The 12,887-nt window shown below is 64.7% G+C and carries 9 protein-coding genes; 1 reads left to right on the forward strand and 8 read right to left on the reverse strand.

The window, feature by feature from the left end:
* Positions 1–24 precede the first annotated feature (24 nt).
* From iolB to G572_RS0117850, 4 genes are read right to left on the reverse strand one after another with little or no spacing between them, the layout of a single operon-like run.
* Entirely contained in the window at positions 25–831 is an 807-nt protein-coding gene (iolB, locus tag G572_RS0117835; protein WP_029059636.1) for a 5-deoxy-glucuronate isomerase, read from the reverse strand.
* 4 nt (positions 832–835) lie between these two features.
* The gene (gene iolE, locus G572_RS0117840) at positions 836–1,759 is read right to left on the reverse strand and encodes a myo-inosose-2 dehydratase (protein WP_029059637.1); all 924 of its coding nucleotides are present in this window, start codon (positions 1,757–1,759) and stop codon (positions 836–838) included.
* A gap of 25 nt (positions 1,760–1,784) precedes the next feature.
* Entirely contained in the window at positions 1,785–3,614 is a 1,830-nt protein-coding gene (iolD, locus tag G572_RS0117845) for a 3D-(3,5/4)-trihydroxycyclohexane-1,2-dione acylhydrolase (decyclizing) (protein WP_029059638.1), read from the reverse strand.
* A complete protein-coding gene (locus G572_RS0117850; RefSeq protein ID WP_029059639.1) occupies positions 3,611–5,554 on the reverse strand; it encodes a bifunctional 5-dehydro-2-deoxygluconokinase/5-dehydro-2-deoxyphosphogluconate aldolase in 1,944 nt (647 codons plus the stop codon). The genes iolD and G572_RS0117850 overlap by 4 nt, the downstream gene beginning before the upstream one ends.
* 819 nt (positions 5,555–6,373) lie before the next feature.
* Between G572_RS0117850 and G572_RS24570 the strand changes: the two genes are divergently transcribed.
* Complete coding sequence (locus G572_RS24570; RefSeq protein ID WP_051242699.1) at positions 6,374–7,729, forward strand: DEAD/DEAH box helicase; 1,356 nt, start codon at positions 6,374–6,376, stop codon at positions 7,727–7,729.
* 83 nt (positions 7,730–7,812) lie between these two features.
* On the opposite strand, the gene G572_RS0117860 is transcribed toward G572_RS24570, so the two are convergent.
* From G572_RS0117860 to ileS, 4 genes are all read right to left on the reverse strand, one after another.
* Complete coding sequence (locus G572_RS0117860; RefSeq protein ID WP_029059640.1) at positions 7,813–8,661, reverse strand: fumarylacetoacetate hydrolase family protein; 849 nt, start codon at positions 8,659–8,661, stop codon at positions 7,813–7,815.
* Between the two features lie 73 nt (positions 8,662–8,734).
* Positions 8,735–9,163, reverse strand: a complete 429-nt coding sequence (locus G572_RS0117865; RefSeq protein ID WP_029059641.1) for a c-type cytochrome — start codon at positions 9,161–9,163, stop codon at positions 8,735–8,737.
* Positions 9,160–9,558, reverse strand: coding sequence for a Cu(I)-responsive transcriptional regulator (gene cueR, locus G572_RS0117870; protein ID WP_029059642.1), 399 nt, complete (start codon positions 9,556–9,558; stop codon positions 9,160–9,162). Before cueR ends, G572_RS0117865 begins: the two co-directional genes overlap by 4 nt.
* Positions 9,559–9,719: 161 nt before the next feature.
* Complete coding sequence (gene ileS, locus G572_RS0117875; RefSeq protein ID WP_037547406.1) at positions 9,720–12,854, reverse strand: isoleucine--tRNA ligase; 3,135 nt, start codon at positions 12,852–12,854, stop codon at positions 9,720–9,722.
* Positions 12,855–12,887 lie beyond the last annotated feature (33 nt).

Below are 12,887 nucleotides of genomic sequence, written 5' to 3' on the forward strand. Positions count from 1 at the left end.
CTCACCGCCTGCCACCGTCGCAAGTCAGGCCTCCGCGTCGCGACGCGCGATCCAGTCATGATCGGGATGGTTCTTGAAGCGCCATTTGCGCAGCGGCCCGGCCATGACGTTCAGATAGTACATCTCGTAGCCATGGGGCGCGCCGCAGGGGTGATGCCCCCTGGGAACGAGGACGACGTCGCCGTCGGAGACGGCCATCGTCTCGTCGAGGCTCCCGTCCTCGGTGAAGACCCGCTGGAAGCCGAAGCCGCTCGCCGGATCGAGACGGTGATAATAGGTTTCCTCCAGATAGGTCATCTCCGGAAAGGCGTCCTCGTCATGCCGGTGCGGAGGATAGGACGACCAGTTTCCGGCGGGCGTGAACACCTCCGTCACCAGCAGGCTGTCGGCGATGTCCTTGTCCTCCATCGCGATCGGATGGATGTAACGGGTGTTCGCCCCCTTGCCGCGCTCCTCGAAGCCGATGTTCTCTATGCGCCGCGCCGGGTGACCGCCCTGCCCGGGCGCGGTACAGACCGCGAGCGTGCAGGGCGTGGTCGCCCTTGCCCGCCAGCTGCTGTCGTTCGGGACATAGACGCAATGCGGTTTCGTTTTCTCGAACACGCTCATCCGCTCGCCCATCTCGCCGAACTGCGTTCCGTCGGCCTCGATGTCCGCCTTGCCCTCGACAAGCACCAGGATCGCCTCGCGGCCGCCCGTGGCCTCCTCGGCCGTTTCTCCAGGCTGGAGCCGGTAGAGCGAAAAGCCGACGTAGCCCCAACCGGCGCTTTCGGGAGTGATATCATGCAGCTTGCCCTGCGTTCCGTTCGGCTTCACCAGCAGCTTCGACATCCGTTCACTCCCCCTGGTCTTGCAATTGCGCACCGGCGTCGAGCCCGGTGGCGCGCGCCATCTCGCGCAGCGCCGTAAGCCCCATCGACTGATAGAAGACCGGATCGCGCACGTCCGGGTCCTGTTCCGCCTCGATCACCAGCCAGCCTGAATAGCCATGCTCCGCAGCAACCTTCAGCACCGGCTCGAAGGCAACGGCCCCGTCCGGATCGCCCGGCACGGTGAAGACGCCGCGGCGGACACCCTCAAGGAAACTCAAGCCTTCGTTGCGCACCTCGGCCATGATCTCGGGCCGGACGTTCTTGGCATGAAGGTGCGACACGCGCCCCATGTGGCGGCGGGCGAGCGCCTCCGGATCGCCGCCGCCGAAAAACGCATGGCCCGTGTCCAGCAGGAGCCGTGTCGCCGGTCCGGTCAGCTCCATCAGCCGGTCGATCTCCGCCTCGCTCTCCACCACCGTTCCCATGTGGTGATGATAGACCAGCGGCACGCCCTCGGCCGCGCAATGCGCCGACACCTTCTCAAGATCCGCGCAGAAGGAAGCGAAGCGCTCCGGCTCCAGGCGCGGGCGGTCGTTGACCGGCACACCGTCGTTGCCGTGCACCGCGTTGGATGTCTCGCAGGCGATCAGCACCGGACAGCCCATCGCCTTCAGCCGCGCCAGATGCGGACCGATGGCGCGGATTTCCTCCTCCGCCGAGCGCGTCAGCAGGTTGAGCGAATACCAGGCGGACACGAACCGCAATCCGTACGGCTGCAGCACGGCTTCAAGCTCTCCCGGATCGGTTGGAAACTTGTGCCCGTTCTCGATGCCGTCGAAGCCGATCCGCGATGCATCGCCCAGACAGGTCTCAAGTGGAATATGCGCGCCCAGCGTCTGGTCGTCGTCATTCGACCAGGCAATCGGGTTGGTGCCGTAAAGGATCATGACAATCGCCCTGCTCCGTCGCCCGTCAGTTCGACGAACGGCGCTGTTTCAAAATGGTTTCATAGTGCTGACGGGCGTCGCGCACCCTTGCCTGTCCGGAGACCTCCGGCACCGCGACATCCCACCAGTGACCGCCGGCCTCGGTGGAGGCGAGCGGATCGGTGTCGATCACGATCACATGGCTGCGCGGCGAGGACCGCGCGCGGGAAAGCGCCTCTTCCAACCCCGCGACACCGTCGACCTTTTCCGAGATCGCCCCCATCGATGCGGCATGGGCGGCAAAGTCGATGTCGCTCGGCGTGGCGTGGCGCGCCGTGTCGAGCAGATTGTTGAAGCTCTCGCTGCCGGTCGCGACCTGCAGGCGGTTGATGCAGCCGAAACCGCGGTTGTCGAGCAGGACGACGACGATCTTGAGGCCGAGCATCACCGAGGTGGCAAGCTCGGAGTTCATCATCATGTAGGAGCCGTCGCCGACCATCACGACCACCTCGCGGTCGGGGCACGCCATCTTGGCGCCAAGCCCGCCGGCGATCTCGTAGCCCATGCAGGAGTAGCCGTATTCCATGTGGTATCCGCCCGGCCGGGCCGCCTTCCAGAGCTTGTGCAGCTCCCCGGGCAACCCCCCAGCCGCTCCAAGCACGACCGCAGTGTCCTCCAGGCCGCGCTGCACCGCCCCGATCACCTGGGCGTCGCTTGGCAGGGCATTGCCCTCCGGCGCATCGGTGACAGCCGCAACGGCGGCCATCCATGCGTCCTTGAGAGCAGGGTCGGGTGCCGATGCCGCGTGCTTTCCAAGTGCTGCGCTCAGGTCTTCCAGTCCCCCACGCGCATCCGCGACCAGCGGCAAGGCATCGTGTTTCGCGGCGTCATAGGCGGCCACGTTAAGACATAAAAGACGACAGGCCGGGTTCTTGAAAAGCGCCCACGACCCGGTGGTGAAATCCTGCAGACGCGTGCCGACGGCAATGACCAGATCCGCCCGCTCGGCGACATCGTTCGCACTGGCGGCTCCGGTGACGCCAATGGCACCGAGATTGAGCGGATGATCGACGGCAAGTGCCGACTTGCCGGCCTGGGTTTCCGCAACCGGGATGCAATGGCGCTCGGCGAAGGCACGCAGCGCGTCGCAAGCGCCCGAATAATGCACCCCGCCGCCAGCGACGATCAGCGGCGTCTTCGCCGCCTTGATCGCCTGCGTCGCCGCCAGAAGCTCCGCGACATCCGCGCGCGGCCGGCGCATCCGCCACACGCGTTCGGCAAAGAAGCTCTCCGGCCAGTCGAAGGCCTCGGCCTGCACGTCCTGGCAAAATGCCAGCGTCACCGGGCCGCAGTCCGCCGGGTCGGTGAAGACGCGCATGGCGCGCGGCAACGCCGTCAACAGCTGCTCGGGTCTCTGGATGCGGTCGAAATAGCGGCTCACGGGGCGAAAACAGTCGTTGGCGGAAACCGTCCCGTCCTCGAAGTTCTCGACTTGCTGCAACACCGGATCGGGTGCGCGGTTGGAAAAGACATCGCCCGGCACGAACAGCACCGGCAGCCGGTTGACATGCGCCAGTGCTGCCGCCGTGACCATATTGGTCGCGCCCGGGCCGATGGAGGTCGTGACGGCCATGGCCTGCCGGCGGTTCCTAGCCTTGGCGAAGGCAATCGCCGCATGGGCCATCCCCTGCTCGTTGTGCCCGCGCCAGGTCGGGAAAGCATCGCCCGCCTGCTGAAGCGCTTCCCCCAGTCCGGCGACATTGCCGTGACCGAAGATCGCCCAGCATCCGGGAACCAGGCGCTCGCCATCGCCGTTCTTCTGGGCCGCGAGGTAGCGCACCATGGCCTGTGCCGCAGTCAGCCGGATCGTCGTCATATTGCCATTCCCTGCTTGGCGAATTGCGGAGCGGATGCGGCGCGTGCCGCATCCCAGATCGCGCACAGGCGCGCGAAGGTGTCCGCCATCTCCGCGATGGCGGCCGCATCGTCGATTTCGCCCGTGAACCAACGGCGTGCCGGACCGGCGAAGATCGTCCGCCCGACGGCAAAGCCTTTCACAAGATCGAAGCCTGCGGCAATCGCGAGGCTCGCCTCAAGCTCCGCCATCGGCGCGTCGAGCCCGAGCACGACAATGCCGCGCACATGCGGATCGTTGCATGCGACCGTCGCGCATGTCCGCTCCCAGGCCCGCGCACTGGCGGAGGGTTCGAGCTTCCACCAGTCGGGATAGACGCCGAGATCGTAGAAGCGCTGAATGATCGTCGCCGTGATGGTCTCATCGACCGGCCCGACCTTGGACGGGATCACCTCAAGCAGGAATTCAAGGCCGTTTGCCCGCACGGCCCGGGCAAGGCGGACGACGGTCTCTTCCTGCTGCCTCTTCAGATCCGGCGCATCGTCGGGATGGTAGAAGCACAGCACCTTGACCACCTGCCCGGCCGGCCATTCCGCCAGATCCGAGCCGAAATCCGGCCCGATCTCAAGCGCCAGCGGGCGCGACCCCGGCTCTTCCACCGGTCGTCCGACCCAAAGGCCCGTGCCGGCGGCCGCATGCAAGGCGGTCTCGCCAAGCCGTCCGTCGCATAGGATGCCATAGCCGGATCGCCCGTCCTGCACCCGGCGCGCGGCCTCGAGGCACAGCTCCTTAAACGCAGGAATGCGGGAGGCTTCCGCACCGGCTTCCCGGGCAAGCTCCTCAAGCTGCTTGCGATGATCGAAGGCAAAGACGCGCATCGTCGACCAGTCGCCCTTGCGGTTGGTCGACCAGTGGATCTGCTCCAACTCCGCGTCGTGGCGAAGCGCAGGCGTGCGCACGCCGCGCTCCAGGAAAAACCGCAGTTCCTCCCAACTCGGATAGGCCGGCGCACAGCCATGCCGCGACACGGCCAGCGCACCACAGGCATTGGCGTAGGTCAGCGCGGTTTCCCACGGCTCACCCTTCAGCCAGCCGCGCAGCAGGCCCGACATGAACCCGTCCCCCGCGCCAAGCACGTTGAACACCTCGATCGGGAACCCCGGACCGGAAATACCGTCTTCGAGCGTGTCGGGAATGCCCCCGGTGAAGGCAACGGCGCCCATCGGCCCGCGCTTGCACACGAGCGTTGCATCTGAGACAGCGCGCACGGCGCGCAGCGCGGCAAGCGTGTCGGTCGTTCCGCCCGCGATGTGGAACTCCTCCTCCGTCCCGACGATGAGATCGAAGAGATGCAGCGTGGACTGAAGCCGGGCCGTCACCATGTCGGAGGCGATGAAGCGGCTTTCGCCGGCGTCATGCCCGGCAAGTCCCCAGAGGTTTGGCCGGTAATCAATGTCGAGCGCCGTGCGGGCACCGGTGTCGCGCGCGATCCCCAGCGCCTTGAGCACGGCAGCTTCAGTGCGCGGATGCGACAGGTGAGTGCCGGTCGCCGTCACGCAGCGCGCCGAGGCGATGAACCCTGCATCGATATCGTCCTCGCACAAAGCCATGTCCGCGCAATTCTCTCGGTAGAAGATCAGCGGAAACTGCTCGTGATCGCGAATCCCGAGCAGCACAAGCGCCGTCAGCCGCTCCGGATCCGTGACCACGCCGCGCGTATCGACACCTTCCGATTCAAGCTGTTCGCGAATGAACCGCCCCATGTGCTCGTCGCCGACCCGCGTAATCAGTGCCGACTTCAGTCCCAAACGCGCGGTTCCCGCCGCCATGTTCGTTGGCGACCCGCCGATATACTTGGAAAAGGCGCGCATATCCTCGAGCCGACCGCCCACCTGCGCCCCGTAGAGGTCGACGGAGGACCGTCCAATCGTGATGACGTCGAGATACCTGCCGTCTTCCATTGCTACAACGCACCCGTTTCCATGAAATTTAATGGACGACCACGGCTGGAACCGAATAGCGGCCCAGCCGCAAGATCACCCTCAAAAACGGAACATAAATTCCATTTTTTACAGCCGCAACCCAATTCTTTCACCGCCCGACCGCCCAAGCACCCCGGCACAATCACTTTCCTCGAGAGCCGATACGCGAACGATTGCAACCGCAGATTCGCGAAACCGGCTGGGCCCGACATCCAAATTCGGCATCAAGGCACTTGGATCACAATGGGAAAGGCGCCGAACCGATGCAAGGTGGCCTGCCCTTCATATCGCCCTCCATCTCGCGCGTTCTCCCATGACTTTCGGACCGCGGCCCAGCCGTCCGTCCGGGCAATCCGGTAATTTTCCGGACGCGCACGCGCAAAATTGGAATTTTTATTCTAAAAATACCGCTTCTCGATGCCGCGTGCGGTGGCCGCATCGCCGCCCCGTCCGAGCGACCGTGTCACGATCCCGAGTTTGGCGGCCTGCAGAAACGAAGCTGAAGGGTGAGACGTGCTTGCCTGCGCCCCGAAACCGAGGCGCAGGCAAAATGATTTTCATTGCGCTGCAACATCTTCTGTGGTCTACAGGCACCATCCTGGCGCTGCGTAGAGAAACGTCACACGTTCACGGCGCTTCAGGGCAAAGCAACTTTCCTCCCGATCGTTGCCCGAGCTGCTCGCACAGCGAGCGCACTCCCAAGGCAGCTGATCTGCGCAAGCTCCCTTTTCGATGACACACGACCGCGACCCTCGCAGGCGATGACGCCGCGTTTGGGCGCAGCTCTAAGGATTCCGCTTGACCACTTTCAAAGACCTCGGCCTCGCCGACCCGATCCTCAAGGCCGTCGAGGGCGAAGGCTACACGACGCCGACGCCGATCCAGGCCCAGGGTATTCCCGCAATTCTCTCCGGTGGCGACGTTCTTGGCCTGGCCCAGACCGGCACCGGCAAGACCGCGTCCTTCGTCCTTCCCCTGCTCCACCGTATCGCCGAGCAGGGCGGACGCCCGAACCCCAAGACCTGCGGTGCGCTCATTCTCGCACCGACGCGCGAACTCGCTTCGCAGATCGCCGAGAGCATTCGTGCCTACGGGCAGAAGGTTCGCCATTCCTCGACCGTCGTCGTCGGCGGCGCCCGTGCAATGCCGCAGATCCGCAGCCTTGCGCGCGGCATGGACATTGTCGTGGCAACACCCGGCCGCCTGCTCGACCACATGTCGACCGGTGCCCTGCGTCTCGACGAGACCACGACCGTGGTGCTCGACGAAGCCGACCACATGCTCGACCTCGGCTTCCTGCCTGCGATCCGCAAGATCCTGGCCGCCATGCCGCGCCAGCGACAGACGATCCTCCTGTCGGCGACCATGCCGAAGCAGATCCGCGCGCTTGCCGCCGACTTCCTGCACGAGCCGCAGGAAATCGCCGTCGCGCCGACGTCCAAGCCGATCGACCGGATCGAACAGACGGTTCTGCTGATCGAGCGCGAACAGAAGCGCCAGGCCCTCGTCGACGTGCTGAAGCGCGAAGACATGGACCGCGCCATCGTCTTCACGCGCACCAAGCACGGCGCCGACAAGGTGACGCGCCAGCTGGAGCAGGCCGGCCTCAACGCCTCCGCGATCCATGGCAACAAGAGCCAGGGCCAGCGCCAGAAGACGCTGGAATCCTTCCGCTCGGGCCGGACGCCGATCCTGGTCGCCACCGACATTGCCGCGCGCGGCATCGATGTCGACGGCGTCTCGCATGTGGTGAATTTCGAGCTCCCCAATGTGCCGGAATCCTACGTGCACCGCATCGGCCGCACGGCACGTGCCGGCAAGAGCGGCTCGGCGATCTCCTTTTGCGACCGCAGCGAGCGTCCGTTCCTGCGCGACATCGAGAAGCTGATCGGCAAGACGCTGGTCGAGCGCGACGACGACGGCCCGATCGGCCGCCCGTCGAACGGCAAGGGCCGCAAGCCCGCACGCCGTCCGTTCAAGCCGCGCGGCGATGGCGCCCATGCGTCCGACGGTGGCCCGAACGGCTCGCGCGGTCCGCGCGACGGCAAGCCCGCCGGCGACAAGCGCCCCTATCGCGGCCCGCGCCCCGGTTCGCAGTCGGATGGCGGACAAGGCGGCCGTTTCCGCGGCCCGCGCTCGGCAAACGCCAGCTGATCCAGCCTCACAAGGCTGAACCGACAAACAAAAAAGCGCCGGGCAGCGATGCTCCGGCGCTTTTTTCCGTCATGCGTTCCGGGCTACACGGATCCGCGCACCGTCTGACGCTGCATGCCAAGCCCCGCGATACCGAGCTCAAGCTGGTCTCCGGACTTGAGATAGACCGGATCGGGCTTTTGCCCCATGCCCACACCCGGAGGCGTGCCGGTCGCGATCACATCGCCCGGATGCAGGCTCATGAAGCGCGACAGATAGGCAATGACGAAGGCAACGTCATAGACCATCGTCGCGGTCGTTCCATCCTGATAGCGCTTGCCGTTGAGATCGAGATAGAGCGGCAGGCTTTGGGGGTCGGGCACTTCGTCACGCGTGACCAGCCACGGACCGATGGGGCCGAAGGTGTCCGCGGACTTGCCCTTCACCCATTGCCCCGAATGCCGGATCTGGAAATCGCGCTCCGAGACGTCGTTGACGACACAAAAGCCGGCGACATGATCGAGCGCATCGGCTTCGGCAATGTTCTTGGCGTGCTTGCCGATGACGACGCCGAGCTCCACTTCCCAATCGGTCGCCGCCGACCCGCGCGGCAGTTCGATACCGTCGTCCGGCCCGCAGATCGCCGAGGTGGCCTTCATGAAGACAATCGGTTCCGGCGGAACGTCCATGCCGGCTTCCGCGGCATGATCGGAGTAGTTGAGCCCGATACAGATGAATTTCCCGACACCTGCGACGCAAGGTCCGATCCGCGGCGATCCCTCCACCACGGGCAATGTATCGGGATCGAGCGCCTTCAGCCGCGCGAAACTGTCGTCCGACAATGCGGCCCCCGCAAGATCGTCGACATGGGCGCTGATGTCGCGGATGCGCCCTGCTGTATCGACCAGACCCGGTTTTTCGGCCCCGACGGGTCCGTAACGCATGAGTTTCATGAAAATTGCCTCCCAGACTGTCTTTCCGCGCGATCATAGGGGTTTGGCCGCGAAGGGCAAACCGGCCCGACGATCACTCGATGCCATTGGCCCGCTGGAGGGTCCGCACGTAGGCAACGATGCGCGAAATCTCTTCCGGGGAAACACCGGCAACGGGAGGCATGTCGCCAAAGGTCCAGTGATGGGCGCGAACGCCGCGGGCAACCGCCAGGTAGAACGCTCCGTCCGCATGGTGGCCGGGTTCGTAGACCCTGTGCACCAGCGGCGGACCGATCCCGTCGCGTCCGGCAGCGTTGGCGCCGTGGCAGCTCGCACAATTCTCGGCGAACTCCGTTTCGCCCAGACGGGCCTCCCCTGTCATCTCAGGGACGATGACTTCAGCGAGCGCGCCGCCGCTGCGACTACTCCCGCCCGGATCGTCCGCGCCGCCCAGATACACCCAGGTCCCGGCAAGCGCGGCGAGAACTCCGCCGGCGAGCAGGGCAGCGCCCGGCGCCCTCAAGACCCTTTTCCCCGCCCGGCGAGGTCGTCGAGAATCGGGCAGTCCGGCCGCTCATCGCCCTGGCAGCAATCCACCAGACGCGACAGGGTCGTCTTCATGGCCTGAAGTTCGGCGATCTTGCGTTCCACCTCGCCGATCTTCTCAAGCGCCACCGCCTTGACGTCCGAGCTTGCCCGATGCTCGTCATCGTAAAGCGAGAGCAGCGAACGACACTCCTCGATGGAAAATCCGAGGCTTCTCGAACGCTGAAGAAACCGCAGGCGGTGCACATCCGTCTCCGAATAGTCGCGGTAGCCGTTGGCCGCCCGCGTCGGGCGCACGAGCTCGATATCCTCGTAGTAGCGAATGGTCTTGGGCGGCAGCTTGGTGCGGGCCGCCGCGGCACCGATATTCATGTTCCAATCCCTTTCGGCACGTCCAGACCCCGGACAATTGCCCATCCAGTAACTGGAAGGTCAAGCGGGACCGGCGGCCGCCCCCGGAACAACAAAAAACGCCGCAGCCCATACGACTGCGGCGTTTCGCATTGTTCAGGTCATGCGCGTCGACATGGCAATCAGGCGTCGATGCGCACCATCTCGATCACGACGTTCTTGCCGCCGACCTCATGCGTGGCGCCAAAGCCGTCCTTGAGGCTTTCGCCAATCGTGAACTCACGCGCCAGCGTATCGGTCGCGATCCGCTCGCGATGTTCTTCCACCGCCTGCATCAGCTCCTCAGGCAGCGTCAGGTTGAGACGAATGCGATCGGAGACGTTGAAACCGCCGTCCTTGCGGGTCTGCTGGATCAGGCGCACGATGTCGCGGGCGTAACCCTCGCGCTCCAGCTCCGGATAGAGCTGGGTGTCCATCAGGACGACGCCGGCACCGGCATCGAAGAGACCCGTATCGGAGCCTTCCGGCGCCAGCACGCGCATCGTGTAATCTTCCGGCGGCAGCTCGACGCCGGCCAGCTCCACAATCCCGTCCGGGCGAAGCGTCCAGTCGCCGGACTTGGACGCACTCATCACGTCCTTCATCTTCTTGCCGAGGCGCTTGCCGATCTGCGGCTTGACCGCAAGGCGGTGTTCGCCGACCGACAGCGGATCGGCTTCCAGCACCACGTCCTTGATGTTCACCTCTTCGGCGATGAGGTTCGCATAGGGCCGCAGGTCCTCGACTTCCGGGTGGGCGACGGTCAGCGTCTTCAGCGGCAGGCGGGCGCGCAGGCGCTTGGCCTCGCGCAGCGACATGACGGAGGCGCAAATGTCGCGGATCAGGTCCATGCGGCGCACGAGATCGGGATCATTCGGCAGCGCTTCGGCCTCCGGCCAGTCCGCCAGATGCACGGAAAGATCGCCGGTCAGCCCCTTGTAGATGCGCTCCGAGACGAAGGGCATCATCGGCGCAAGCGTGCGCATCAGGTGCGTCAGCACCGTGTAGAGCGTGTCGAGGGCGTCGCGCTTTTCCTCCGTCATCTCCTCGCCCCAGAAGCGGGAGCGCGAGCGGCGGATGTACCAGTTGTTCAGCGCGTCGATAAAGCCCGGGACATGCGCATAGGCGCCCGGGATGTCGTAGGCGTCGAGCGAACCCTGAACCTTCTCGATCAGTTCCCGCGTCTTGGCGAGGATGTAGCGGTCGAGAAGGCCCTTCTGGTCGAAGCGCACCCGGGCCTTGTAGCTGTCGGCATTGGCGTAGAGCGTGAAGAAGTAATAGGCGCTCCAGATCGGGATGATCGCCTGACGCAGTGCCTGCGCGATGCCGCGCCCGTCCTTGGCGACCGCCAGATCGCCGCCGACCAGCAGCGGCGAGGACAGCATGTACCAGCGCAGCGCATCGGCGCCGTAAGTGTCGAAGACGCCGACCGGGTCGGGGTAATTCTGCAGGCGCTTGGAAAGCTTCTGCTTGTTTTCGTCGAGCACGACGCCGTGGCACACGGCGTTGCGGAACGGCGCGCGGTCGAAGATCGCGGTCGACAGAACCATCAGCGTGTAGAACCAGCCGCGCGTCTGCGCGACATATTCCACGATGAAGTCGGCCGGGAAGTTCTGTTCGAAATAATCCTTGTTCTCGAACGGGTAATGTTCCTGCGCGAAAGGCATGGAGCCGGAATCGAACCAGACGTCGAGCACTTCCGACACGCGGCGCATCATCGACTTTCCGGTCGGATCGTCGGGGTTCGGGCGCACCAGCTCGTCGATCATCGGGCGGTGAAGGTCGTCGGGCCGCACGCCGAAGTCCGCCTCGATCTCGTCGAGCGAGCCATAGACGTCGGTGCGAGGGTAATTCGGATCGTCGCTGATCCACACGGGGATCGGACAGCCCCAGAAGCGGTTGCGCGAGATGTTCCAGTCGCGGGCGTTTTCCAGCCATTTGCCGAACTGGCCGTCGCGCACATGCTCGGGCACCCAGTCGATCTCGCGGTTGAGCTCGACCATGCGGTCCTTGAACTGGGACACCGCCACATACCAGGCGTCGATCGCCTTGTAGATCAGCGGCGTGTCGGTGCGCCAGCAATGCGGATAGTCGTGCAGATAGGTCTCGTGGCGATAGACGACATTGCGCGCCTTGAGGTCGCGGATGATGTCCTTGTTCGCCTCGATCACGTTCTGGCCGACATAGTCGCTCACCTCGGCGGTGAACTTTCCGGCCTCGTCGACCGGAACCACAAGCGGGATCTCGCGGGCCTTGGCAAGCTCGAAATCGTCCTCACCAAAACCCGGCGCGATATGCACGCAGCCCGTTCCGTCACCGGCTTCGACAAAGTCTGCGGCGAGCACCTTGAAGGCGTTTTCCGTGTCCTTGAAATAGGGGAACAGCGGCTCGTAGGACGCATCGGCGAGCGCCGATCCTTTCAGCGTGTCGACGCGCGTCCATTCGCCGAATTCACGCTCGTAGCGCTCCAGCGCGGCCTCCGCGAGAACCACCCGCTGGCCGTCCTTTTCCAGAACCGCATAGTCGAGATCGGGCGCGACGGCGAGCGCGAGGTTCGACGGCAGCGTCCAGGGCGTTGTCGTCCAGGCGAGAAGACGCGTCGGGACAGAAGCGTAAGCCGCATCCTTCAGCAGGAAACCGACGGTGAGCGCCGGGTCCTGACGTTCGCGATAGGAATTGTCGAGGCGCGTCTCGAAGTTCGACAAAGGCGTCTGCACGGCCCAGGAGTAAGGCACCACCCGGTAGCCGCGATAGACCAGGCCCTTGTCCCAGAGCTGCTTGAAACCCCAGATCACACTCTCCATGAAAGAGAGATTCATGGTCTTGTAATCGTTCTCGAAATCGACCCAGCGCCCCTGACGCTCGACATAGTAGCGCCACTCGTTGGTGAAACGCATGACCGAGACCGAACAGTGGGCGTTGAACTTGCCGATGCCGTAATCGAGGATCTCGTTTCGCCCCGAGATGCCGAGTTCCTTTTCCGCCGTCAGTTCGGCGGGAAGCCCGTGGCAGTCCCAGCCGAAACGGCGCACGACGCAGTCGCCGCGCATGGTGCGGTAACGCGGGATCAGGTCCTTGACGAAGCCGGTCGCGAGATGGCCGTAGTGCGGCAGGCCGTTGGCGAAGGGAGGTCCGTCGTAAAAGACGTATTCGCCCGCACCGTCCTGGTTGCGCCGCTGCTCCACGGAAGCCTCGAAAATCCGGTTCTCTTCCCAGAACTTGAGGATGTCTTCCTCCAGCTTGGGAAAGCTAGGGTTTGGATCGATGGCTTCGTACATCAACAACGTCCCGCTTGTTGTGGCAAGCGCGCG

The sequence above is a fragment of the Stappia stellulata DSM 5886 genome, assembly GCF_000423705.1.
Classification (GTDB): Bacteria; Pseudomonadota; Alphaproteobacteria; order Rhizobiales; family Stappiaceae; genus Stappia; species Stappia stellulata.

Excerpts from the sequence above, each read along its gene's own strand:
- iolB (WP_029059636.1), bottom strand. The coding sequence starts at position 831 with ATGTCGAAGCTGCTGGTGAAGCCGAACGGAACGCAGGGCAAGCTGCAT.
- iolE (WP_029059637.1), bottom strand. The coding sequence starts at position 1,759 with ATGATCCTTTACGGCACCAACCCGATTGCCTGGTCGAATGACGACGAC.
- iolD (WP_029059638.1), bottom strand. The coding sequence starts at position 3,614 with ATGACGACGATCCGGCTGACTGCGGCACAGGCCATGGTGCGCTACCTC.
- G572_RS0117850 (WP_029059639.1), bottom strand. The coding sequence starts at position 5,554 with ATGGAAGACGGCAGGTATCTCGACGTCATCACGATTGGACGGTCCTCC.
- G572_RS0117860 (WP_029059640.1), bottom strand. The coding sequence starts at position 8,661 with ATGAAACTCATGCGTTACGGACCCGTCGGGGCCGAAAAACCGGGTCTG.
- cueR (WP_029059642.1), bottom strand. The coding sequence starts at position 9,558 with ATGAATATCGGTGCCGCGGCGGCCCGCACCAAGCTGCCGCCCAAGACC.
- ileS (WP_037547406.1), bottom strand. The coding sequence starts at position 12,854 with ATGTACGAAGCCATCGATCCAAACCCTAGCTTTCCCAAGCTGGAGGAA.